The sequence below is a fragment of the uncultured Sphaerochaeta sp. genome (assembly GCF_963676625.2).
In the GTDB taxonomy this organism is placed as follows: Bacteria; Spirochaetota; Spirochaetia; order Sphaerochaetales; family Sphaerochaetaceae; genus Sphaerochaeta.
On the sequence record NZ_CAXXYB010000009.1, the window covers coordinates 137,466 to 160,129 of the forward strand.

The 22,664-nt window shown below is 43.5% G+C and carries 20 protein-coding genes; 9 read left to right on the forward strand and 11 right to left on the reverse strand.

Features of this window, described 5'->3' with window-relative positions:
- Genes pstB through ACHZBG_RS14590 form a run of 4 tightly spaced genes read right to left on the reverse strand, consistent with a single transcriptional unit; the run spans window position 1 to window position 3,910 of the window.
- Window positions 1-765, reverse strand: coding sequence for a phosphate ABC transporter ATP-binding protein PstB (gene pstB / locus ACHZBG_RS14575; RefSeq protein WP_320130193.1), 765 nt, complete (start codon window positions 763-765; stop codon window positions 1-3).
- Window positions 762-2,216, reverse strand: a complete 1,455-nt coding sequence (gene pstA / locus ACHZBG_RS14580; protein ID WP_320130194.1) for a phosphate ABC transporter permease PstA — start codon at window positions 2,214-2,216, stop codon at window positions 762-764. The genes pstB and pstA overlap by 4 nt, the downstream gene beginning before the upstream one ends.
- On the reverse strand, window positions 2,203-3,072 hold the full coding sequence (gene pstC / locus ACHZBG_RS14585) for a phosphate ABC transporter permease subunit PstC (protein ID WP_320130195.1): 870 nt from the start codon (window positions 3,070-3,072) through the stop codon (window positions 2,203-2,205). The genes pstA and pstC overlap by 14 nt, the downstream gene beginning before the upstream one ends.
- A gap of 4 nt (window positions 3,073-3,076) precedes the next feature.
- The gene (locus ACHZBG_RS14590) at window positions 3,077-3,910 is read right to left on the reverse strand and encodes a phosphate ABC transporter substrate-binding protein (protein WP_320130196.1); all 834 of its coding nucleotides are present in this window, start codon (window positions 3,908-3,910) and stop codon (window positions 3,077-3,079) included.
- Window positions 3,911-4,041: 131 nt separating this feature from the next.
- On the opposite strand from ACHZBG_RS14590, the gene ACHZBG_RS14595 reads away from it, so the two are divergent.
- Both ACHZBG_RS14595 and ACHZBG_RS14600 read left to right on the forward strand, forming a co-directional pair.
- Entirely contained in the window at window positions 4,042-4,419 is a 378-nt protein-coding gene (locus ACHZBG_RS14595; protein ID WP_320130197.1) for a desulfoferrodoxin family protein, read from the forward strand.
- Between the two features lie 333 nt (window positions 4,420-4,752).
- Window positions 4,753-5,949, forward strand: coding sequence for a nucleoside-diphosphate kinase (locus ACHZBG_RS14600; protein WP_320130198.1), 1,197 nt, complete (start codon window positions 4,753-4,755; stop codon window positions 5,947-5,949).
- A 172-nt stretch (window positions 5,950-6,121) separates the two neighbouring features.
- On the opposite strand, the gene ACHZBG_RS14605 is transcribed toward ACHZBG_RS14600, so the two are convergent.
- Window positions 6,122-7,195 carry an HD domain-containing phosphohydrolase gene (locus ACHZBG_RS14605; RefSeq protein WP_320130199.1) on the reverse strand — a complete coding sequence of 358 codons (1,074 nt, stop codon included), beginning with the start codon at window positions 7,193-7,195 and terminating at the stop codon, window positions 6,122-6,124.
- 231 nt (window positions 7,196-7,426) lie between these two features.
- On the opposite strand from ACHZBG_RS14605, the gene ACHZBG_RS14610 reads away from it, so the two are divergent.
- Window positions 7,427-8,188, forward strand: a complete 762-nt coding sequence (locus ACHZBG_RS14610; protein ID WP_320130200.1) for a hypothetical protein — start codon at window positions 7,427-7,429, stop codon at window positions 8,186-8,188.
- Complete coding sequence (locus tag ACHZBG_RS14615; protein WP_320130201.1) at window positions 8,185-9,126, forward strand: metallophosphoesterase; 942 nt, start codon at window positions 8,185-8,187, stop codon at window positions 9,124-9,126. Before ACHZBG_RS14610 ends, ACHZBG_RS14615 begins: the two co-directional genes overlap by 4 nt.
- Before the next feature lie 12 nt (window positions 9,127-9,138).
- Here the strand turns inward: ACHZBG_RS14615 and ACHZBG_RS14620 are convergent, their stop codons facing one another.
- Window positions 9,139-9,660 carry a DOMON domain-containing protein gene (locus tag ACHZBG_RS14620; protein ID WP_320130202.1) on the reverse strand — a complete coding sequence of 174 codons (522 nt, stop codon included), beginning with the start codon at window positions 9,658-9,660 and terminating at the stop codon, window positions 9,139-9,141.
- A 144-nt stretch (window positions 9,661-9,804) separates the two neighbouring features.
- On the opposite strand from ACHZBG_RS14620, the gene ACHZBG_RS14625 reads away from it, so the two are divergent.
- Window positions 9,805-10,350 carry an FUSC family protein gene (locus tag ACHZBG_RS14625; protein ID WP_320130203.1) on the forward strand — a complete coding sequence of 182 codons (546 nt, stop codon included), beginning with the start codon at window positions 9,805-9,807 and terminating at the stop codon, window positions 10,348-10,350.
- A gap of 7 nt (window positions 10,351-10,357) precedes the next feature.
- Here the strand turns inward: ACHZBG_RS14625 and ACHZBG_RS14630 are convergent, their stop codons facing one another.
- Window positions 10,358-11,167, reverse strand: coding sequence for an EFR1 family ferrodoxin (locus ACHZBG_RS14630; protein WP_320130204.1), 810 nt, complete (start codon window positions 11,165-11,167; stop codon window positions 10,358-10,360).
- 179 nt (window positions 11,168-11,346) lie between these two features.
- On the opposite strand from ACHZBG_RS14630, the gene ACHZBG_RS14635 reads away from it, so the two are divergent.
- Window positions 11,347-11,661, forward strand: a complete 315-nt coding sequence (locus tag ACHZBG_RS14635; protein ID WP_320130205.1) for a hypothetical protein — start codon at window positions 11,347-11,349, stop codon at window positions 11,659-11,661.
- Window positions 11,662-11,772: 111 nt separating this feature from the next.
- Here ACHZBG_RS14635 and ACHZBG_RS14640 read toward each other — a convergent pair whose 3' ends face one another.
- A complete protein-coding gene (locus tag ACHZBG_RS14640; protein ID WP_320130206.1) occupies window positions 11,773-13,341 on the reverse strand; it encodes a 4Fe-4S binding protein in 1,569 nt (522 codons plus the stop codon).
- A gap of 325 nt (window positions 13,342-13,666) precedes the next feature.
- Between ACHZBG_RS14640 and ACHZBG_RS14645 the strand changes: the two genes are divergently transcribed.
- Window positions 13,667-14,920, forward strand: a complete 1,254-nt coding sequence (locus ACHZBG_RS14645) for a serpin family protein (RefSeq protein ID WP_320130207.1) — start codon at window positions 13,667-13,669, stop codon at window positions 14,918-14,920.
- 1 nt (window position 14,921) lies between these two features.
- Here ACHZBG_RS14645 and ACHZBG_RS14650 read toward each other — a convergent pair whose 3' ends face one another.
- Window positions 14,922-15,587 (reverse strand): lysophospholipid acyltransferase family protein, encoded by a 666-nt coding sequence (locus ACHZBG_RS14650; RefSeq protein WP_320130208.1) that lies wholly within the window; start codon window positions 15,585-15,587, stop codon window positions 14,922-14,924.
- A 332-nt stretch (window positions 15,588-15,919) separates the two neighbouring features.
- Between ACHZBG_RS14650 and ACHZBG_RS14655 the strand changes: the two genes are divergently transcribed.
- Both ACHZBG_RS14655 and ACHZBG_RS14660 read left to right on the forward strand, forming a co-directional pair.
- The gene (locus tag ACHZBG_RS14655; RefSeq protein WP_320130209.1) at window positions 15,920-17,047 is read left to right on the forward strand and encodes an aldo/keto reductase; all 1,128 of its coding nucleotides are present in this window, start codon (window positions 15,920-15,922) and stop codon (window positions 17,045-17,047) included.
- A 77-nt stretch (window positions 17,048-17,124) separates the two neighbouring features.
- The gene (locus ACHZBG_RS14660; protein WP_320130210.1) at window positions 17,125-18,066 is read left to right on the forward strand and encodes an ADP-ribosylglycohydrolase family protein; all 942 of its coding nucleotides are present in this window, start codon (window positions 17,125-17,127) and stop codon (window positions 18,064-18,066) included.
- Between the two features lie 52 nt (window positions 18,067-18,118).
- On the opposite strand, the gene ACHZBG_RS14665 is transcribed toward ACHZBG_RS14660, so the two are convergent.
- Both ACHZBG_RS14665 and ACHZBG_RS14670 read right to left on the reverse strand, forming a co-directional pair.
- Entirely contained in the window at window positions 18,119-18,652 is a 534-nt protein-coding gene (locus tag ACHZBG_RS14665) for a DUF1697 domain-containing protein (protein WP_320130211.1), read from the reverse strand.
- Between the two features lie 271 nt (window positions 18,653-18,923).
- Window positions 18,924-22,664, reverse strand: coding sequence for a YDG domain-containing protein (locus tag ACHZBG_RS14670; RefSeq protein WP_320130212.1), 3,741 nt, complete (start codon window positions 22,662-22,664; stop codon window positions 18,924-18,926).

A 22,664-nucleotide genomic window follows, 5' to 3' on the forward strand; every position in this document is an offset into this window, starting at 1 on the left:
TCAACCGAATTTTCCGCTAATATAATCTTCCGTCCGTTTGTCCCTTGGGTTGAAAAACACATCCTTTGTGTTTCCGTATTCAACGAGAAATCCGCACCTTTGTTCATCCACCAAGAAAAACGCCACATCATCACTGACTCGGGAAGCTTGCTGCATATTATGCGTCACAACCACGATTGTATATTGCTCTTTCAAGCTTACCATCAATTCTTCGATTCGTGCAGTAGAAATCGGATCAAGTGCACTGGTAGGTTCATCCATCAAGACAACCTCAGGACCTGTAGCCAGGGTTCTGGCCAGACAAAGACGCTGTTGCTGACCACCAGAGAGACTCATGGCGCTCTTATGCAGCCGATCCTTTACATCATCCCACAAAGCACTTTGTCTCAGGCTTTGTTCCACCAAGTCAGATATGTCCGATTTGTTATAGCGTTTGAATAAACGTGGACCATAGGCAACATTGTCAAAAATACTCATCGGAAAAGGGTTTGGTTTCTGGAATACCATCCCCACTCTTCGCCTAAGTTCCATAGGTTCATACTCTGTATACAGATTTTTGCCCCCGAAAAGGACGGTACCGGTTGTGGTGACATTTCCGATAAGATCATTCATTCTATTGAGAACCCGAAGAAATGTGGATTTACCACAACCAGAAGGGCCAATAAAAGCGGTAATGGCCCGCTCCTCTATCTTCAGATTTACTTCCTTGAGAGCCTGGGTCTGACCATAGAACAAGTCAAGGTTCTCCACTTCAAACAAACTCATTGCATCTCCTTCTTGGAAAACAAGCGAGCAATACGATTGGTCAACAGTACAATTACCATCAATACCAAGGATGCGGCGAAAGCTCCGTCCAAGCCTCTTCCCTCACTTACGGTAAGATAGATGTGCATTGCCAGTGATCGTGCAGGACTGAGCAACCCTTTCGCTACTTCCGTCCCACTTCCGATGGTATAGATAAGTGCTGCGGTTTCACCTGCAGCCCTTCCTATCGCCAGAATGATTCCACCTATAATTCCTTCCCTTGCATTGGGAATACTGATTTTCAATATTGTTTCGATCTTTGTTGCTCCAAGAGCGATGGAACCATCGAATAAACTCTTGTCCACGCTTTTGATTGCTTCTTGACTGGTTCGTATTATTGTGGGGCAAATCATCAGGGCAATGGTCAGGCTACCACTGATCAAGCTGAAACTCCAGCCAAAAGTCTGGACAAAAACCAACAATCCAAATAGACCAAAGATAATGGAAGGGACACTGGCCAATAAGTCTATTCCACTTTGAATAAGAAAAAGTAACTTTCCCTTATGTGCATAGAGACTGAGATAAATTGCAGCTCCCAATCCTACCGGGGCAGAAAAAACAATGGAGAGAATGATCATAAAAAAGGTATTTACGATAATAGAACCTATTCCTCCATATTTCCCTCCCTGGATTGCAGGTGTGGACATGAACCGAAGCGTCAGGTTATTTGTCAGGTGAGTACTTCGGATACTCAGGAGGTCGACACCTTTCAAGCCGTATACCTTGTCCGCCGTAGTTATGAAATATCCTCCATCCGTCTGGCTCACTTCATCAAGACTGGTACATCGCTGCACGGTGAGATTAGCTCCATTGAGGGAAGACCAGTTTACGATTGTCCCGTCTTCCAGCTCTTTCAAATTCTCGAAATCTATGATGCCAACCTTCTTGTTGGCCACAAGCGCAGTCACTTTTTCATTCACTGCGATTACGGTGGTCAAGAGTGACACCTTGCTGAAGTGACTGGGTTTTGCAGAAGAGGCAAGTGTAAGATAGAGACTTCCCTTCGGATGTTTGAGATTTGCATCAGCAGCTGTTACGATTTTTGCAGATTCAGAAATAGACTCTTCTGAAAGAGAAAAAATGGAAGAGAGCATAGGCAATGCAGCTTTATCTACATAAAGCAGGATATCATCATCATATCCACTGATTGTCCGCATGGAGAAAAGTCGACCATCCAAGATGGTTCTTGCCTGATCCCAGGTCAGACGCTTTATATTGGAGTCACCGCTATAAATCGCGATTGCCTGATTTTTCGTTTCACTATAGGGACTGATTGAAACATCTTCCTTCACCAATCCCCTGAAGGTTAAATAACCTATGAGAAACACCAAAATAAACAATGTGGAAAATGCAAGGATCTTTATAGTAGTCAAGGCGATGGTATTGGCTCGTACCCGTTTATCTGGCATCATTCTTATCCTTTCCCAATTTCATGACTAGGACATTGAGGCCCAGGACACAGACAAACAGAAGTATGGCCGTGGCAAAGAGAGATTGTAAATGGGTCCCTGCCGCATAACTCATATCAGTTACGATATTCATAGTCAACGTCCGCCCCATATCCGCCAGATTCTTTGGAAACAACGGAGAATTTCCGCCTACCAGCAATACTGCCGTCGTCTCCCCGACCGCCCTTCCCACTCCCATGACCAAGGCAGTGACAATTCCAGAACGACTTGCAGGAAGGACTACACCCTTGATCGTCTGCCAGGAGGTAGCTCCCATTGCTATGGAAGCCCATTTCAGGTCCTCCGGAACATTTCGAATCGAAACTTCACTTACGCTGATAATCGTAGGAAGAATCATTACAGAAAGAACGATTGCACAGGCCAGGAGGCTATACCCATTTCCACCAAAAAATAAGCGGATAAGGGGAACGATGACAACCATTCCCACCAATCCATAGATTATGGAAGGAATGGAAGCCAACAATTCGATTGCACTTCGCATAAGACGGGCACTTTTTCCCTTTGCAAACAAGGCTAAATAGATTGAGGTTGACATGGCAATGGGAAGGGAAAATATAAGGGCAAGGAGCGTCACTATAGAAGTGTTGAATAAGAAAGTCAGGATACCGAAACTTGGCGTATCGGCAGTCGGACTCCAGTTAGTCGAAAACAGAAATTGTACTAAAGGAACCTTTGAAAACATTGGAAGCCCCTGGAAGAGTATGAACCCTCCCAGAAGCAATACGGCTACAGAGCAAACCAGTGCACTGGCTGTAATGACCAAAGTCGAAGCCTGATCTATGGTTTTTCTTTTTCCCATGATCTTAGAGGCTTACGAATCCAACTTCACTTACGATAGCCTGTCCCTTCTTGGAAAGCAGGAAGTCAAAGAAGCTCTTCTGGACACTGCCAGCTACAAAGTCACCCTTTGTCACTACATATAGTTCGCGTCGGATAGGATAGGTACCATTCTTGACATTGGCTTCGGAAGGATTTACTCCATCGATGGAGAGAATCGTTCCACCTTTTTCTGTTACCAGATGATTGAATGCCATTCCGATATATCCGATGGAATTGGTTGTGGAAGCAATCTTTGCTGCAAGTTCACCATTTTCCCGGGCCACAATTGCATTCTTGCTTGGGGTTTTCTTCTGGGAGTCAAGGACAATTTCCTTGAAAGATCCATAGGTACCGCTACTTTCGTCACGAACGATCAACACAATCGAGGCATCTTTTCCACCGACTTCCTTCCAGTTGGTTATTTCACCGGAAAAAATAGCGGAGAGTTGCTGGATTGTCAGGTTGGCGATTCCAACAGAAGAGTTGATTGCTACACTCAGGGCATCAAGGGCAATGGTGTGGGGAATCAAGCCAGCAGCCAATTCAGAACTCTTCAATTCACGGGAAGAACCTGCGAGGCTCAAGGTTCCTTCCTGAAGCTGTTTGATACCAACAGAAGATCCAAGAGTCTCATAGCTGAGTTTTACACCTGCATTCTCTTTCTGGTATTGTTCGATGGCGGCCTCTGCCACGGGAGCTACGGTGGACGATCCACCAAAAGTATATTCCTCAACAGGTTTTGCTTCGCTTGACCCATTAGCAAACATTGGGGAAATAGCGATTGCTAACATTACGAGAATAATCATTGTCTTTTTCATAATAATTTTTAGTTCTCCTTGTCTGCGAGCATGCATTCAAATTGCGAGTAAGGCATCAAGAAAATGTTAAAAAACTGTTAATATGGCTTTCCTCTTTCACGTAACAAGAGTACGTTTAAAAAGGAGGCTCCATGGCAAGAAAAATATACTTCTATCACTGCCCCATTTGCAACAGTGTTGTCGAGCTCATAGAAAATGGCGGGCATAGCCTGACTTGTTGTGATCATCCCATGGAACTGATGAAAATTCAGGAATCAGGAGAGGGACAGGCCTATCATCTTCCGGAGCTCCGCCATAAGGATGGACTCCTGTATGTAACCATCGGGTCAAAGATGCATCCTCAATCCGAGGATCACTATATTGGATTCATCGTATTTGTAACCAAGCAAACGGTGAGAAGAAGCGATATCAAGACCAATGGACCACCGACAGCTGTCTTTACTGACAAAGACCATGGCGATGTGTATTCCTATTGCAATCTACACGGCATTTGGAAAACCTCGTTCTGAGTCTCTACTTAATTAGCATAGATAGGCAAAAGAGCTTTGTAAAGAGTTCCCTCGGAACATAGCAAGCTTTTCGAGAGGTATTCCTTGTTGCGGATATAATTTGCGCAACAGACAAGTAATTCTCGTTCTCTATGTTTTACCCTTATTATTGAGCTGATAGTCGATAATACGTGACTGTTTCGTAACCAGTAAAGAAAATCATGGGGTAAATTCATATGCAAAGGCTTCCAGCCAAATCGAAATAAAGTAATATTTTTTCTCGTCTTCTCGATAGACAAAACTGATAGCCCCTTGTACGATTAAGTCATGGACATACTCACAAGGAGCATTTTGATGGAACATTGCTTGTCTTATGTATTGATCACTCCCTATACTGTTGCAAAAAGTCGCACAGGTGGAGTTCTCTCGCGTTTACTTTCTCGTATAGATCTTGAGTTGGTCGGGGCCCAAATGATTGCCATGGATACGGAAATCGTATCTGCCTATGCACAGTTAATCAGGAAAAGAGAAAAAAGTGAAGGCTTCAAGTCTTCTTCTTTATTGGCCGATTATGTAGAAAAGAATCTTGGACCTTCTGACAAGATTCGCCACAGGTCCCTGCTTCTTGTATTTCAGGGCAAAAACCCTTGCAAGCAACTTTCTGAAGTTTGTGGGAAATTTCAGGGAGAAAACTCAAGGCCAGGAATGCTCACAGGAGAATCAATCCGTGACACCTATGCCGATTTGCTATTCGATAGCGAAACTAGTGATCATGTTTCCTATTTTGAACCAGGGGTTCTTACTGCCCAGACCCAAAAAGAAGCTGATGCTACCTTCGAATTGATTTCCAGCTGGCTTTCGACACAGGCCAACATCATTGAAAAAATGGCAGGCACAGAACAACAGGGAACTGAGCGCACCCTTGCAATAATAAAACCTGACAACTGGAAGTACGCTTCATCTCGTCCAGGTATGATCATCGATATGTTTTCCAGAACCGGTTTGCGTATAGTAGGTATCAAGGTCTTGAGGATGTCCGTAGCCCAGGCGCTTGAATTCTATGGCCCCGTCAAGGAAAACCTCAAAAACAAACTTGCTCCGATCTATGGACTCCAGGCAAAGGAATTGCTTGAAAGTGAATTCAATATAATATTGAATGAAGATATCGAAACAGTACTTACAACTAGCTTTGGCGCAAACTATGCGAATGAGCAATTTGAACGAATCGTTGATTTTATGTCGGGGATTCGCCCAAGTGCCTGTCTACCGGAAGATCTTGACAAACCTGGTCTGGTAAAATGCATGGTGTTGATCTATGAAGGCGTTGATGCAGTCAAGAAAATTCGTGATATCCTGGGACCAACGGATCCTACGAAAGCCCCTGCGGGCACGATCAGACGTGATTTCGGGACCAATATCCAGGTAAATGCTGCGCATGCCTCAGATTCTGCCGAAAATGCACTGCGTGAAATGGGAATCCTTCGTTTACAAGACAACAATTGTTCGAAGGAAATAAAAAATTATCTGGAAGCACTGAAACAAGAAAAATAAGATGATGCTTGTATTTTTGACCTGAAGTAGATTCCTTTTTAAAAACCAATACATCCACTACCTGGAGCCTGAATACGGCATCCAGGTTTTTATTTTCACCTGCTTTGCTCAATTTTCAAGAAAAGAAGTAAGATTGTTGCCTTCAGACCTACGAAAAGCAACTCAAATTACGTCAACTCGCCAAGGTTGCCGTCTCACGCAACATATCCTGTATTTGGTCTTGGACAGTCAGGAACGTTGTATAGACGACAGGATCAAAATGGGCAATCCGTTCATATTCCAAAACACTCATTGCTTCTTCATGGCTAAGTGCTTCTTTGTATACCCGCTTGCTTGTCAAGGCATCATAAACGTCAATAATTGCCATCAGACGACCGGAAAGTGGAATTCTAGTTCCTTTCAGACCCAGGGGATACCCGCTGCCATTGAACCATTCATGATGAGACCCTATCAGCTCCTTGGCAGTTTCGATGAAACTGTGTTTATCCCTTTTTTCACTTGTCCCGAATTCCAGGGCTTCTATACCAAAAACTACATGTTGCTTCATGATTTCAAATTCTGAAGGATTCAATTTTCCTGGTTTGAGCAGGACACTATCAGGCACTCCTATTTTTCCAATATCGTGCAAAGGGGCTGCATGGATCATGTCATAAACCTGTTGTCGGCCTAGGCGATAGCCTGAAATATTAAGCGAGGCCAATTTATTACAGAGTATCTGCATCATTGCCTTAGTTCGCAAAGCATGATTGCTCGATTCTATATTCCTGATTTCCAAAAGTCTCACAAGGGCATTTATTGTAATCTCGTTGGTTTCCTTGATTTCGAGCGTACGCAAGCGTACAGTTTCCTCAAGGAATTTATTGTACTGCCTCACTTGCTGGGTAGATTGTTTCAATCTCAATTGAATCTCAATCCGTTTATTCAAGGCAAAAGGATTCAAAGGTTTTCGGATATAATCCACGGCTCCCAATTCAAGACCTTGTATTTCTTTTTCAACGTCATCTGCATTGGAAAGAATAATGACAGGAATTTCATTTTGCCATTCCCGTAACGTTTTCAAAATCCCAAAACCATCAAGCAGGTGCATAGGAAGATCAAGGAGAACGATATCAATCGAATTCGGTAGAGTCATCAGATACAAGGCATCAATACCATTTTTTGCAATTTGAATGGTGTAAGACTTGAGCATATTGGCAATCAGAATACAATCGGTTGGCAAATCGTCGATAAGAAGAACGGTATTCACCTATTCCTCATATTTTTACGCATTTTTATAAGCATCCTTATAGTATATCATCAGGAGATAGCAACGTAAAGGTATCGTAATTTTCTGCATTGTAATTAGTTAATTATAATTATTAAGCATTATTGCACGAAGAGTCAAACATGATGAAAGCATGACCACTCCTTCAATAACAGATCTGATGGGATAGTTGAACCGTTGCTATTTTTTTCTACCAAAAGTACAGTCATGAATATGAAGAAGCTGATCCTTCCAAGCCTCATGCTCTTGCAAGGGTGCCTATTGTTTGCTACGGCAATTCCTTTTTATAACCAAAGGCCTCTAGCTATTTCAGGAGAAATCTTTTTCAATCAAAGTACAACTAGTACAAATGATACAGGTTTCCAAATTACGTATGCATCAAATCATGGACAATGGCTGTGGGAAGGAAGTCTCAGACATCAAAAGCCAGAAACTAATGCGACTTTCGCATTCTTTTTTCTGCAAGGAAAGCCGGAACAAAGAATATCTTCTTGGGTTGGAACACAAATCAACTATTTCCAGCATGGTTCATCCAATGGTTCTCTTGCCTTGTCAGAATCGTATACCCTTGCCATCCAAAGCACTGCCCTGCACAATTGGACGCAAATTTGTGCAGGTACAGGAGTACAGGCAATCAATAGCTGGTCAGAGTATCATGAACTTCCCCTATGGGGAGTTTCCCCCTATCTTCATGTAAGCATCACCCAAGCTTTCCGAAATCGTATTTTTTGCTCAGTTTTCATTGGTTCCAATACACTTACCCTTTATAAAAGTCAACTTTCCTATTTTTATGGAGGTTCCCTATCAGTCAGGATATCAGACAATATTCTCCTGAATCTTCGACCCTTGGTTCACCTCTCGGATCTACCGTCGGAATCCACGGTAATTACCATGAGACAGCTAACCTTGGCTGTCATCTGGTATGACAAAGAAAAGGAATCATTTCTCTTGCACCGATTGGAGGAACTTTTATGAATAAATATTTTTTCCCCCTGACAATACTATCGCTTGTTTTATGTACGGCCTGCGACCTACCCTCGTTCTCCCTACTTGAAAATTCTGAAGCCACTTTGAAAACCAATACCTTTGAACTGCAGGCTTCAACGGAAATGCTTGCCTCATGTTCCTTCCTTTTGATGACCGACCAACACTTCACTCGGCAGGATACAGGTGTTTGGTATGCCCAAGATACTTTTTTTTCCTGGCTGCAAACCTATCAAGAGACTACAGCAGGGCAAGATGCCAGGCATCTCGACCTTATGCTCTCCCTTGGGGATGTTACCGAGGACTCAAGGGAAATTGAATTCTCCCAATATTCACAATTCCTTGCAAAACTGAAAACCTATGGAATAGAGACTCACTCAATAAAGGGCAACCATGACATTCGCTCAAAGGAAGAGAGCAACAACTACTGGGACACCTATGTCCAGGAACCGCTTTTTCAGGCTTTTTCCTACCATGGAGTTTCTTTTTACCTACTTGACACTTCCTGCAGGACGTTGGGTATAACCCAACGAGAAAAATTGGAGAGGGCACTTGCAAAGGATGGCCAACCTAAAATTTTTCTGACCCATATGCCACTGTATGGGAAACCAACGCTTCTCTATTATTGCTTGCCAGATACCCAGGAACGTGAAGAAATACTGAGAATAATGAACCAATACTCCGTAGGTCTCTATATAAGCGGACATCATCATCAAGGGGATATAACCTATAGGTTCACCGACACTCTCTCGGAATTTGTTGCCGGAGCCTTCAATGGCAGAACATCCTTGGTTGAAACTACTTTACCCCGATGGTATATCTGTTCTTTCGATGCATCTACATCCGTTATTTCCATAACACGTTATGCAGTACATAAAAGTACCCTGAGTGTTGATTCCACCCTCCTAGGTACTTTTATCCTGCCTTGAATGCATGTTTTCCTACAACGTCACTGTCACCACCTTCTTTTTGCTATGCTTGGCAGTGAAATTCCTAGAGCCATCCTTTCCATATGCCAAGAGAACCTTGAAGGACTGACCCTTTGTAAATTCTATGCCAGAATCCTTGCCCCAATGCAAAGGCAGACGAAAGACCAGAGTGGTAACCGAGTTATCCTGGGTACCGGAAATTTCCGTGATTTCCTGGTTTCGACCAAGATCCACTACCGGTTTATGGGAAAAAAGTCCGGTTCCATAGTCTTGTCTGACCACAAGTTTTCCATCCTGGACATACCCCAGAACATATTCGGCGTCTTTCATCATCTTCGTTGGATTGAACCCGATGGACACCCAGCCGGTGGTAGGTGCCATGAGCGTGAATTCAATATTGTTGTCGACAAACTGCCAAGCAATCGACCAATCAGGAGAGACAACCAATTCTGAAACATTTGCATCCGCAGCAAATCCCAGGGAACCAATTAACAGTAAAATCAGCATACTGATAAACGTATAGTTGAACTTCATAACAACTCCTTTCAGAAAAAAACGTCATAGTATTGTACGACAGTTATCTCTGGGAGAAAAGAAAAATTACCACTTCTGTAAATACCATCACTAGCATACATAAACCACTTGTTTCTTTTTATATAAACAGGTATGGATAGGGCTATGGAAAAAGCAGTAAAAAACTCCTCTATCTGGAGCCGAATCAAGAAAGAAACAGGCAATGCAGTATATGCCCTATATCTGCTCAAAAGTATCATTGGCACCTGTATATGCTATGCCTTCTACAAGGCAATTCCTGAATACCATCTCTATTGGTCCATAATCTCCCTCCTCTTGGTCCTTGCTCCCGATTGGGATAATTCCATCAAGTTACCCTTGAACAGGATTAAGGCAAACCTTACAGGGGGAATAGTAGGACTCTTATGCTTCTTCATTCCTTTTCCCCAGCTTTTTACACTCTGCCTTGGGGTTATTGCAACCATTCTGGTCTGCAGTATACTGAATTACTCAACGGCAACAAGGAGTGCCCTGGCTGCCTTGGTAATCGTATATATCCAGGAGTATGAAACTGCAAGTTGGATTGTCTCCCTTGAGAGAATATTTTCCGTAATCCTGGGTAGTCTGGTCGGACTTGCCTTGACCCTACTATTCCATGCAATTGAGTTGAAGGTTGCAAGACTGAGAAAAACCCGAAAGGAATATTCATAAAAGTTTTTTATACTGAAGCTCCATTTTTTTCAGGTCCTTTCCATCTGAAGGTTCCAAGCGTCAGCTTCCCGATTTGTATAGCTTCTGCAGGACAATTATTGATACAGCGCATGCAAATGATGCAAGTATCGGAAAAATGTACCGTCTTGCCTTCTACCTTGATATTCGAGACGGGACAGTTCTTCTCACACAGATGACATCCAATGCAGGCATCGTTTGCCCGGAATTTCTTTTTATACCAGTTTGTAACCAACCCAAACGATACATGCATCAAACCGCCCACGACCACACCCCCGAGATGCAAGGGAGCTATCTGGGACAGGGTGGGAACTTTTTCATTGGATATACTCTCCACCATCGAATCAATTGCCTTTTCAATATCCTTGTCATGAAAGAAATCCCGTTGTTGTAGATTCCTGACATATTTTGATTGCTTTTTCATGAAAACCAGCCCATCAGAACCTGGCATTCGAATTTCGGCTGCATATAAAGGTTGCATTCCCCTTTTGATAAATTGTTTGGATATCGTTCTCATTCCATTTCCGCCATAGAAGCCAAGCGTTGAGAAAAAAACAACTTTCTTGGTCGTGGGCAAGGCTAGTTTCTGACAATATGCCGAAAAATTTTCAGGCATGGTACAGGCGTATACAGGGAAGCCCAAGCAATAGAGATCATACCCCGTATAGGTTTCAGCAGGATTATCTTCCATTGAAGCGAGAGTTACCTCATGATGCTCTTCCTTCAAGGCCTCAAAGAGTCTTTTTGCAATGAATCGCGTATTGCCCGTACCACTGAAATAGAGAATTAAAATATTCATATTCATGTTCATTATCCTTGTCTTTTGATCAATCAAGAAACTACGTTAACTTTTCTGTATTAGGTTCTAGCATGTATGCACTACAAATCCAATACTTCATATAGTAAACTATATTGTTGAGTTCCTTGTAAAGGATAGCTTTTAAACGTTATGCTGAAATTACTACCTTGGAGGTATACATGTTTCACACAAAACAAATAAAGATATTGGCTATGTTCTTATTTCTCATCCTGGTAATGGTGGTCTTGACTTCCTGCCTTCCAGGAACCCTTGCCCAGCAAGACCTAAAACCGGCAGGTTTTTTAATGGGCGTCTGGCATGGTTGGATTGCGCCCTTCTCCCTTATCATCTCAATCTTCAGACCTGATGTAAGACTCTATGATTCCTACAACACCGGTTGGTGGTACGATTTTGGATTCTATATTGCCATTATCAGTGGATTTGGAGGTTTGTCGTTATTCAGGAAAACCTCAGCAAACAGAAATCCTCGATAATCATTCCAGCCCAATATAACAGAAGAAACCCTCAAATTCAAATGAACTTGGGGGTTTCTCAGCTACTCAGGTACTACTGACTTTTTTTCGTCAGGCGACAAAAATTTGTCATTACTGCGGAAGGAGTTCAGCCAATTTTGCCTTGACTTCCGAGAATTCCGTGCCTTGCTCTGATACAAAATCCTTGATCGCCATGTCAAGATTCGTTACCTTGCCCACAATAGCTTCTATTTCCTGTAGTGCATATCCTGCGTCAAGCAGTTCCTTGAAGGTAGTTTTCCCGGTAATGGAAACGGTAGAACCAGAAGGAATGGAAGGAACGGTTGCATCAGAAGAAAGAATTGGCTGCAAAGGTGTATCTTGCGAAATCGATACGGCATTGCTTGCTATCGAGGCAAAATCAGGAGCAGTGGTTTTTCCCCTTGCTTCCAGCAAGGAAATTGCAGAAGTTGGCAAAATGGTTCCGTCCTCTATTGTATGAGGCAACCCAGTATAGAGGGAAACAAACAACCTGACCGAATCGGTACCGATCTCGACCCCTTCAGGAAGTTTTCCCAAATAAAGAGCTTCCAGGGAATTTACCTTCTCTTCGCTTGAAGTTGCACCGAATGCTTGAGTTACATCTTGGACAGGAATATCAAACGCCTTCGATACATCCGCCCAACTATAGGAGCCTCGTATATCCGAAGGACTGGGAAGCCCTGCAAATTCACCTTCCTTGATCAAGGCAGGTTGTTTGGAGGACTCAACATTCCACAACCCCAGCAGCATGGAAAAGCCGATGCCACCAAGCAAGATAAGGCTTGCAGTAATTCCTAGGGTTCGCAAGTGCATGGATTTCTTTGCTTTCAAGGGAACAAACTCAACAGTGTTTTGTACGGGACAGGCAGTTTCGCTGGTACATTGCATACAAGAGATACACTGATGGTCATGAACAACAGAACCATGGGCAACATCGATATTCATGGGACAAGATCGAGAACAGGCATTGCAAGAGATACAGGTTGTTTCATTCCGCTTGATCTTGAAAATCCTGAAGAAATTGAACAACCCCTGGAAAGCACCGTACGGACAGGCGTATTTACAGAACGGACGTTCGACAAACAAGGACAGCACCATTACGATGCCAAGGATGACAAAACCGGAGATAGCAACTTCACTTCTCCAGAAGTTGAATAAGGCATAGTAAGGATCTACATCCTGAAAAATAAGTTTTCCAGTTATGACTGTCATATAGGAAACCCAGGCAAGAACCAGATAGCGGGCATACCGCAATATTTTATCCAACTTGGTAGGAACAAAATGGTTATATCGTTTCTTGAAGATTTTGCGACCAATTTTTCCAATCCATTCCTGAAAGGTTCCGAAAGGACAAATCCATCCACAGATAACAGGTCCAAACAGAAGAGCCAGGAAAAGTCCCAAAACAGCAAGAACGACAGAAGAGTCATGGACCTTTTTTACCAGAGTTCCCAAGGTTGCGAGATTCCAGAACGATACTACACCACCAAAAGGACAAATGGCATGCAGTGAGGCACCTCCGAGAAAAGCGGGCAATGTAATACCTATCTCTGCCAATCCATTCATGGTGGCAATAAAGGCCACCAAGACAAAAAACCCGATTTGGATCCATTTTCTCCAGGACTGTACCCTAGCCTTGCCTAGTTTTTTCTGTTTCATCTTTTTCCCCTTCAGAATTGAAACTCCATTTGTTCTCTATCAGTAGACTATCTCAGTTATATGAGGATAGCAACTTTTGAGTACCGGAGATTTCTTTGAAAGAGTATTTGTTTACCGTGTGAGTTTTGTGAAGATATAATAAACATGCAGTAAATGAATGCAATTAAAGCAGAAAGATCTCAGAAAGTTATTTTACCAAGTGAATTTATGCAATAGCAAATCCTAACCTGGCCAACCATTCCTGACTTGCAAATACTGTTTTCCCATTTGACTTTACACGAGAATAATTCAAAGCCATACTGCAAAGAAAGGAGACAAAAAATAGATGAAACGATACTTGCTACTACTCTGCTTTTTGTCAGTGGGGTCTCTTCTTTTGGGAAACGGGTACAAAGCTACAGAAAATCCCAAGGTTTCTTCCATCACTGAGAGACCTATGCAGATTTCCGAGTCTTATTTCAAAGATTCCGTCAACCAATTCTCTGATTCACTTTTCCTTTCCTCAAGTAAAAAGACAGGAAATATCATGGTTTCACCCATCTCTGTTTTCCTTGCCCTGGGCATGACAGCAAATGGAGCTGAGGGACAAACAAAAGAGACCATGCTCAAGGTTCTTACCAATAGCGAGTATCCTCTGCAAGCACTCAACGAAAAAAGCAAATCCTATCTGGATTCAATAGAAGCTCTCGACAATTCGATAACGCTGAACATTGCAAACAGCCTCTGGTTGCAAAAGAATCTTAAAGTAGGCAAGCAATTTTTACAAAGTAATAAAGACTTTTTCAGGGCATCTGTGGAATCCCTCGATTTCTCCAAGGCTCAGTCAGTGGATATTATCAATAACTGGGTGAATGATTCGACCAAGGGCGCAATCGACTCCATCCTTGATTCTCTTGACCCCGGAGCAGTCATGTATTTGATCAACGCAATTTATTTCAAGGCTGACTGGAGTACGCCCTTCGAAAGGTCAAGTACCTATGATGAGACATTCTTTGCACAAAAGGGAGAAATAAAAACTCCTTTCATGTACCGCAACGGGACATTTCTCTATAGCAAGGTTGCCGACAGCCAAGCAGTGGTACTTCCCTATGAAAATGAACGTTTTGCCTTCTTCGCATTACTGCCCGATTCCCCCTTTTCCGTACGACAATGGCTGGAAAGACAATCTGATTCACCGCTAAGTGCTTTACTTGACTCCATGATGAGAGAAAGTGCTCATAAGCAGATAGCTCTCAGTATCCCAAAATTCGAAGCAAGGTATAAAGATAGCTTATCTGGTGCCTTGAAAGGCATGGGAATGTCCATTGCCTTCAATTCCCAGTTGGCAGATTTTTCCCTAATGACCGAGAATAAAACAAAGGACATCGTACTTGACGAAATCCTTCATAAAACCTTCATACGCGTTGATGAGAAAGGATCTGAAGCGGCAGCAGTGACCGCTGTAATGATGAGAGCAACATGCATGCCCATAATAAGCATGCCGCTTATCTTTGACAGACCTTTTTTGTACGGAATAATGGATGTAAAGGAGGGAATTCCACTCTTTCTGGGCATAATGGACAATCCCTCTCAGCCATGAATCAGGAGGGTAAACCTTCTTCCAAGGTTTGGGTAAGCCTATACTCTATGGGATGATCCTTATAGAATCCCCTTTTTTCCTTGGGCATGAGCTCAGCCAATCTCAACATGATTTCGTCAATTACTTCTTGGCGCATGGCAGCATCGAGCCGACCACCCTTCTGGATAATTTCAAAGGGCTTCCCTACTGCAATGGTTATCGGTCTGCGCCTGAAAAGTCTTTTCTTGTAGGAAGGATCGTTAAATCCATATACCGCCACAGGTACCATGGGTACTTGCTTCTTATGGGCTATATAGGCAATTCCAGCCTTCCCCTGCTGGAGGTTTCCATCAGGGCTTCTCGTCCCTTCAGGGGCCATGGCAAGGGTATCTCCATGGTCAAGGATGGAAAAACACGCTTCCATGGTTTCCCGTCCCATATTTTCGCGGTCAACAGGGATGCTATGCCAAGAATTCATAACATAACCAGTGAATTTTTTTTCCCAAAGTTGTTTTTTTGCCAAGGCAACCAATTTCATGGGCTGCAAAAATACATACAGCATGGGACCATCCAAGGCAGAAGTATGATTGACCATCATCAAATAAGGACCTTTTTTAGGAATCTTTTCCAGTGCCTTTAGATTTATACGAAAAAACATCCTGAAGAGGGCACGAAACAATGCATTCATAAATCTTTCTGATAATTTCATGTCATAACTATAGCAGAGCAAGAAATCCTGCGAAAGAGGAAATCACAAAATCTTTATAGAAAACAGATTCAAAAATCTGGAATCCCTTATTGCAGTTTTGGGTTCTTGGAACTGGTATTGTTTTCTTCCTGTTTTCAGAATTCCTGTAAGAAAATATTAAAAATTTGACCTAGGGACAAATCAAGATCTCCTTCTTCTCTCTGGGATAAGGGGACTTGCCACTAACCGGGAATACTATGGTATGCTATGAACAGAATTATAAAACGAGAAGAAAATACCACATTCCTTTCGTTGTTGACCAGGAGGATACTATGGAAAAACGTACATTTGAAAAACTGGGGATCAATACCTCCTTGTTGGGATTTGGGGCAATGCGCTTTCCTTTGACCGAAGAGGGAAAGATTGATGAACCTCTGTCAAAAAAAATGATTGCCAGGGCCTTGTCCTCCGGAGTGAACTATATCGATACTGCCTATCCGTATCACAGCGGGGCAAGCGAGCCGTTTGTGGGGAAAGTTTTGAAGCAATATGAAAGGAGTTCATTTTACCTGGCTACAAAGCTGCCTCATTGGTTGATTCATAGCTTGGAAGATGCAAAACGCATCTTTGCCGAACAATGTTCCCGTCTGCAAACAGAGTATCTGGATTTTTATCTGCTTCATGCCATGAATGGTGAAGCCTTTGACAAGATGGTATCACTGGGAGTGGTCGACTACCTTGAAGAAATGAAAACTCAGGGAAAAATCAAATATTTTGGCTTCTCCTTTCATTCTACCTATGAGGACTTTGAAAAAATCCTTGCCTATAAAGATTGGGATTTTTGCCAGCTTCAATTTAATTATATGGATACTGAGGAACAGGCGGGGGAACGAGGATATGAGCTTGCCAGAAATAGAGGTATCCCGGTAATTGTCATGGAGCCGGTAAAGGGAGGTTCCCTGGCCTCCTTGCCCCCTGACCTAGACTCGCAGCTCAAAGCCTTGGACCAGAAGGCATCTGCCTCCTCCTTTGCCTTGCGATGGGTGGCTGGGCATTCGAATGTAAAGGTAATACTCAGCGGGATGTCTACAATGGAACAACTTGAGGATAATATCACGACTTTTTCCCCCTATGAGCCCTTAAGGGAAGACGAATACAAAACCCTGGCTTCCATTCGCGATACCATGAAAAGCAGAGTCGGAAATGGTTGTACAGGATGCAAATATTGCATGCCTTGTCCTTTTGGAGTCGATATTCCCGGCAATTTTTCCATCTGGAATACCTATAGGATGTTCCAGAACTATGAAGGGGTAAAACGCAACTGGGAAGATAAGGAAAGCCAATCCAAAAGACCTGCTTCTTGCACGGAATGTGGCAGATGCATACCACTGTGCCCCCAACATATAGATATTCCCGGGGATCTGAAAAAGGTTCTGCAAGAAATGAATATTTCTCGTTAGTACGGTACCAAGTACTCGTTATTTTTCTAAATTTACCGTATGGTACTCACTGGTCAGTGACCTAGGAGATTTTGTACATGGAAGAATTGGATAGAGTTAAGGGAGCCTTGCTGGGCTTGTTTGTCGGTGATGCCCTGGGAACGCAGGCTGAAGGTTTGCTCGAAGCCGACCTTCTTACAGATTTCCCCCAGGGAATCGGGGAAATGTATACAAAGGATCGTATTTTTGGCGATTGCGGAGAAATATCCGATGTAAGTGAACTGGCAATCCTGGTTGCGCAAAGCATTCTTCTGAACAGCCGTTTCGATGCTGACCATATAAAGGCTACCTATCGTAAATGGTTGCAAGAAGAACCTTCCTTGACTAAGCCTTCCCTAAAGACAGCAATCGAGACTGCCCCTCTTTCAAAAACAGAGGCAAATGGGGTCTTATCCCGAATCGTTCCTGTTGCGATATATGGAATCGATCTGCCCTTGAAAAACCTGATGGAAATGACAGAATCAGAATGTATGATCACCCACCAGAGCCAAGTCTGCATTGACAGCAGCAAACTCCTTGCCCTTGCCCTTGCAAAAATTATTAGTGAGGAAACAGGTGGAGAGGAACTTATAGGATACCTGAAGGTCTGCGCCATGAAATATCATTTCGATGAGCGTATCCAAAATGTCCTGAAAGGGGCTGTCAAGACTAATGCAATCTCCTGTGATGGCAAGGACAAGGATTCTGTTCTCCTTTGCTTGCAAATTGCACTCAAGACGCTTTTAGGATCGTCTTCCTTTGAAGAAGGTATGCAGCACATTGTGATGAAGGGAGGATCTGCCTGCACCAATGCAGCAATCTATGGTTCTCTTGCCGGAGCATTCTACGGAGTAGAGGCAATTCCCGATCGCTGGATTGATGAGTTGCAGGCCCCTGACAGTCTCTCCAGGGTCATGAGAAAACAAGCCGCCCATAGAAGATTCAATATGGATCTGGAAACTATGGCAAATGACCTTGCAAAGGGGCTGCTCAAGGAATAAGGAACGTAAAGGTTTAAACATTACAAGGCATATCAGGTCATTTAGGAACCTGTTATGCCTTTTTTACCATTTCAGAGAGTTTTTTGACGGTATTCCAGTTTCTGGCGGTTGTCGTGACACCTAAGGCTTTTTCAACAGAGTAAGCAAGTCTGGAACGACCGATTCCTTTTGGCGCATACAGATAGAATACCTTGTCTGTGAGCTTGAACTCCTCCGATTCAATTTTAATAAATGACAACCGCTCGATATCCGGTTCCTTTGGAGGTGACTGCAGGAAAAAGAAATGCAACTCTTTGCCTGAGTTGATCGGAAACGGATTTTGCAAGATAGCGTCTTCCAGTTGCCTTTGGTCGAGAACGTATATAGCAGGTTCAAATCCAATTTTTTCATAGATTCGCCGGCTCATCCCAACAATCTCTTTCTCATTGACCACTTTGTCACTTTCAAATACTACGTTGCCACTCTGCATATAGGTCCGGACATTTTCATATCCCAAGGTACGAAAAAATTTTTCAAGCTCTTTCATGGGTAAGATATTTTTTCCTCCGACATTGAGTGCCCTGAACAAGGCAATATAGGTGTTCATGCTACCTCCATTGTAATCTCGTATGAAATAAGCAATAAACGGGGTTAAAATCCCTGTCTGTTTTCATCCGGTACAATGGAATCAGGATAGCTTATAGGTACCTGTTGTTGAACCTATATACTTATATTTCTTCTTTATCCAAGTCCTTCAGGTAGGTAAGAAAAAGCTATCCACATGTCTTGAACAACCTACGAATATTTCGCGATTTCCAATAATGGGATAGCTTTTTCATTTCCAATCAACCTATAAAAGCCAACCAGATAGGGAGGAACTAGAAATTTCTCACTGCGCGGGATAACATCGTGTAATCCTTAGAATAAACCCAATTAGGATCATAAGAAGCAAACGTTACTCCATGGGCATTTTTAGCTGCTGAATACCCTGACTGAGTAGATTCAGAAGAACACCAATAAACGGATCCATCATTGAAAGTACCAAGTGTATTCCTACTATCTCTCAATTTTTTCAGTTCATCCCATGAAGGCAGGAACCAGTCGGAATACCCTCCTCCATCATACGCACGAGCTATACCTGCGGCATAGGATGAAGCTGAGGCACCAAGGGAACTAATTATCTTAGTAGTATTTGTTGATCCAGTTCCTATTGCTGTCCCCGTACCTATTGTAGTAGTCATGTCATCAGACCATTTAATTCCATGGGAAGAATTCAAATCTACTTCAGCAACCAACAAACCATGAAGCTGTCCATTTACGTATCCAGTATTTGAAGAGGTGAAAAAGTAACCAACAAGTCCTCCCTGATAGTAATCACCAACGGCAAGAGCTTGGCTAGTTACCGAAAGTAGCTTGTCAGATCCTGCATACGCAGTCGGAGTCTCTTTTACCCTGATCTTGACCTTTGTATTCGCCGAAGCATCTGATGACAAATTGATTTTTGCCCTTCCCCTACTATCTACGGGCAAGTCAGCATATGCGCCATACGTAGTTCCTGAAAGAGCTACGGCTGCTTCAAGTCCCGTGGTATTTGCCGTAAAGGACACCAAGTTTATTATGTCTTGATCAGACAATGACGTAGGATAATATGCCGAGATATTATCACTAAGAGCTGCTGGTCCAGCAGTTTTTACTACTGTTGCAGTTGATGAACTGGTAATTGAGCCTGTGAAATTCACTCCATCTGCTGTCGCGGTTACCGTTATAGCCGACCCGATGTCAGCGGTAACCAAGGTATAGGTTGTGCCGGTTGCACCGCTAATCGCAACTCCGCCACGTTTCCATTGGTAAGTCGGCGTCCCCGCGTTGGTCAGATTTGGCACTGCTGTCAAGACCTCACCGTACTTTGCGGTTCCTGAAATCGACACACTCCCTGTCATGGTCGCCTTGGTAATTGTTGCGGTAGTCGTAGCAGTTGTAGATGAAAGGGAATAGTTGGAGGCCTGTGCACCAGCAAGCGTTATTCCAGAAACGTTGACTGTCTTCGAGTTGCCGGCATTTGCGTCGGTGAAAGCATAGGTGCCTGTTGCACTTACACTATCCGAACCGATGACCCCTGCCAGAGCCAGGCTTCCAGTGGTACCGGATGTCCCATCGTAGACCTTGCCTGCAGCTGTCGCCGTAACGGTAAGAGTCTTCTTTCCAATCGTCAAGATTCCCGTGTCATTGACATTGAAACTGTAGTTATCGGCACTACCGCCCGTTATGGTGATAGCATAGGAGCCAACGCCAGTAGCGCTTGTAGCCGTGGAAGAAGCAATTGGAGCGCCATAGCCACTTGCAGTGGAAGCACTCTCGTTATTCACAAAGCCATTCACCGAAACGGTGAACGTAGGATTAGCCTCGCCATAGGTCTTGGAGGAGTCCTCTACCGTCGCAACTAGGGCCTTTTTGGTAATCGTTGCGGTTTTACTTTCATCATTGTTGATAATATAGTTACCGGAATCATTGCCACTCAAAGTATAGCTGACAGTAACGGCTTTATTTTCTCCTGCAGTAGATGAACTGTAGGTTGCAAGAACTCCGCTCAGCGCAACACTTTCACCTGTGATTATGCCATTCAAGGTTCCATTGGAGGTGACCGCAATAGTAGTTGAACCGTCATACACCTTGGAAGGCGTAATTGTCGTTCCCGAGACCGTGAGCTGCTTCTTTTCGATGACTCCTGTTATGGTTCCATCGACAGGCTTCAGGTAATTGTCCTTATCAACACCGCTGAGCGTATAACTTACAGCGATGGTCTTCCCGGTTCCTACGGACTTGTTGTCATAGGTTGCTGTTGCAGCCACTGTCACGGTTTCACCTGTGACTACGCCATTCAAGGTTCCATCGGAGGTAACTGTTGCGGTTGTTGAACTATCATACTCCTTGGAAGGAGTAATGGCTGTTCCCGAGACAGTGAGCTGTTTCTTTTCGATGATTCCTGTCCTTATTGTTGTATCGACAGGCTTTAGATAGTTGTCTTTATCAGCTCCGTTGAGCGTATAACTTACAGTGATGGTCTTCCCAGTTCCTACGGACTTGTTGTCATAGGTTGCTGTTGCACTGACCGAGACATCCTCGGTTGAGACCTTTCCCGAAAGACTCCCGGCGGATATAGTTGCCGTTGCATTGCCATCATATCCTTTGCTTTCAGTCAGGGCTGAACCGGTGACCGTAAGTTGCTTTCTATCAATTGCCGCAGTAAAGGAGGTATTGTTCCCAGGCGTTCCATAGTTTGCCGCATCGAGCCCTCCAAGCGTATACTGTACGTTGATGGATTTGGCGGTCCCAATCGTTTTGTCAGCATAGGTCGCAGTTGCAGCCACTGTTACGGTATCACCTGTGATTAGGCCATTCAAGGTTCCATTGGAGGTTACCGTTGCGGTATTTGAACCATCATACGGCTTGGACGTTGCCAATTCCGTACCTGAAACAGACAGGGATTTCGTGGTAATAGTACCTGTGAAGGTCGAATTGTCCACTGGTTTCAGATAATTTGATGCATCAGTTCCATTAAGTGTGTAACTGACAGTAATTGGCTTTCCGGTTCCTGCAGATTTATCGTTGTAGTTTGCAGATGCAGTGACTGTCACGGTATGACCTGTGATCATGCCATTAAAGGTTCCGTCGGAGGTAACTGTTGCAGTAGGTGAACCGTCATACACCTTGGAAGGCGTAATTGTCGTTCCCGAGACCGTGAGCTGCTTCTTTTCGATGACTCCTGTTATGGTTCCATCGACAGGCTTCAGGTAATTGTCCTTATCAACACCGCTGAGAGTATAAATTACAGTAATGATTTTATCAGTTCCGGCTGTCGCAGAATCATAGCTGGCTGAGGCACTCACCGATACGGTATCGGTTCCTTGAATTCCAATTAACGTACCAGATGTAATGAAAGCAGTAGTAGTTCCGTCATATTCTTTTGTAAGACCTGTTGGAGTTCCGATGGTCAACTGAATGGATTGGTAAGCAGGAATTGTTATCGACAAGGTTCCATTGGCATCAAAACTATGCTGTGCCGCGTACCTGATCATATAATTCCCGGGAGCCAGAAGAGTCTCCCCTTCACTACAGGCAACATAGGCATCATCGTCAGCAGAAGTAAGCTTGTATTCCATTTCTGCGGTTGTACCAGTCACCTTGCCTATGGCACTATCGTAGCGTTCAGGAGCATAAATGAAAAACAATGCAGAGTCTGGAGCAGAGAGAGTGAACGTAACCGATATGGAAGTCTCCAGTATCTCACCTTCATTTAGGGTAATTTCTTGGTGCCCCATTCCTATCTGGTTCTTGTCTGCGTCATAGGCAGTGACCGAGATGGTCCAGTTACCAGGTTTCAAGGAAGAAAGGTCAACATTCAAGGAAGTCACGTCATCCCTGACAAATGTCTCATTGCTATTTGCTAGGGTACCTTCCACTTTATAGGTGGCTACAGACACTTTGGGAGTATCTTCAAGCACAACATGAAGCGTGATATTTCCCAGTTTTGCCATCATGTCACTGCAACCGACAAGGAAAAGAACAGAAGATACAAGAAGGACGAGAATAACGATATATTTCTTATTGATATTTTGCAT

Bases quoted from the DNA above. Each gene is read 5' to 3' on its own strand.
- pstB (WP_320130193.1), bottom strand. From the start codon at position 765: ATGAGTTTGTTTGAAGTGGAGAACCTTGACTTGTTCTATGGTCAGACC.
- pstA (WP_320130194.1), bottom strand. From the start codon at position 2,216: ATGATGCCAGATAAACGGGTACGAGCCAATACCATCGCCTTGACTACT.
- pstC (WP_320130195.1), bottom strand. From the start codon at position 3,072: ATGGGAAAAAGAAAAACCATAGATCAGGCTTCGACTTTGGTCATTACA.
- ACHZBG_RS14590 (WP_320130196.1), bottom strand. From the start codon at position 3,910: ATGAAAAAGACAATGATTATTCTCGTAATGTTAGCAATCGCTATTTCC.
- ACHZBG_RS14595 (WP_320130197.1), top strand. From the start codon at position 4,042: ATGGCAAGAAAAATATACTTCTATCACTGCCCCATTTGCAACAGTGTT.
- ACHZBG_RS14600 (WP_320130198.1), top strand. From the start codon at position 4,753: ATGGAACATTGCTTGTCTTATGTATTGATCACTCCCTATACTGTTGCA.
- ACHZBG_RS14610 (WP_320130200.1), top strand. From the start codon at position 7,427: ATGAAGAAGCTGATCCTTCCAAGCCTCATGCTCTTGCAAGGGTGCCTA.
- ACHZBG_RS14615 (WP_320130201.1), top strand. From the start codon at position 8,185: ATGAATAAATATTTTTTCCCCCTGACAATACTATCGCTTGTTTTATGT.
- ACHZBG_RS14620 (WP_320130202.1), bottom strand. From the start codon at position 9,660: ATGAAGTTCAACTATACGTTTATCAGTATGCTGATTTTACTGTTAATT.
- ACHZBG_RS14625 (WP_320130203.1), top strand. From the start codon at position 9,805: ATGGAAAAAGCAGTAAAAAACTCCTCTATCTGGAGCCGAATCAAGAAA.
- ACHZBG_RS14630 (WP_320130204.1), bottom strand. From the start codon at position 11,167: ATGAATATTTTAATTCTCTATTTCAGTGGTACGGGCAATACGCGATTC.
- ACHZBG_RS14635 (WP_320130205.1), top strand. From the start codon at position 11,347: ATGTTTCACACAAAACAAATAAAGATATTGGCTATGTTCTTATTTCTC.
- ACHZBG_RS14640 (WP_320130206.1), bottom strand. From the start codon at position 13,341: ATGAAACAGAAAAAACTAGGCAAGGCTAGGGTACAGTCCTGGAGAAAA.
- ACHZBG_RS14645 (WP_320130207.1), top strand. From the start codon at position 13,667: ATGAAACGATACTTGCTACTACTCTGCTTTTTGTCAGTGGGGTCTCTT.
- ACHZBG_RS14650 (WP_320130208.1), bottom strand. From the start codon at position 15,587: ATGAATGCATTGTTTCGTGCCCTCTTCAGGATGTTTTTTCGTATAAAT.
- ACHZBG_RS14655 (WP_320130209.1), top strand. From the start codon at position 15,920: ATGGAAAAACGTACATTTGAAAAACTGGGGATCAATACCTCCTTGTTG.
- ACHZBG_RS14660 (WP_320130210.1), top strand. From the start codon at position 17,125: ATGGAAGAATTGGATAGAGTTAAGGGAGCCTTGCTGGGCTTGTTTGTC.
- ACHZBG_RS14665 (WP_320130211.1), bottom strand. From the start codon at position 18,652: ATGAACACCTATATTGCCTTGTTCAGGGCACTCAATGTCGGAGGAAAA.
- ACHZBG_RS14670 (WP_320130212.1), bottom strand. From the start codon at position 22,664: ATGCAAAATATCAATAAGAAATATATCGTTATTCTCGTCCTTCTTGTA.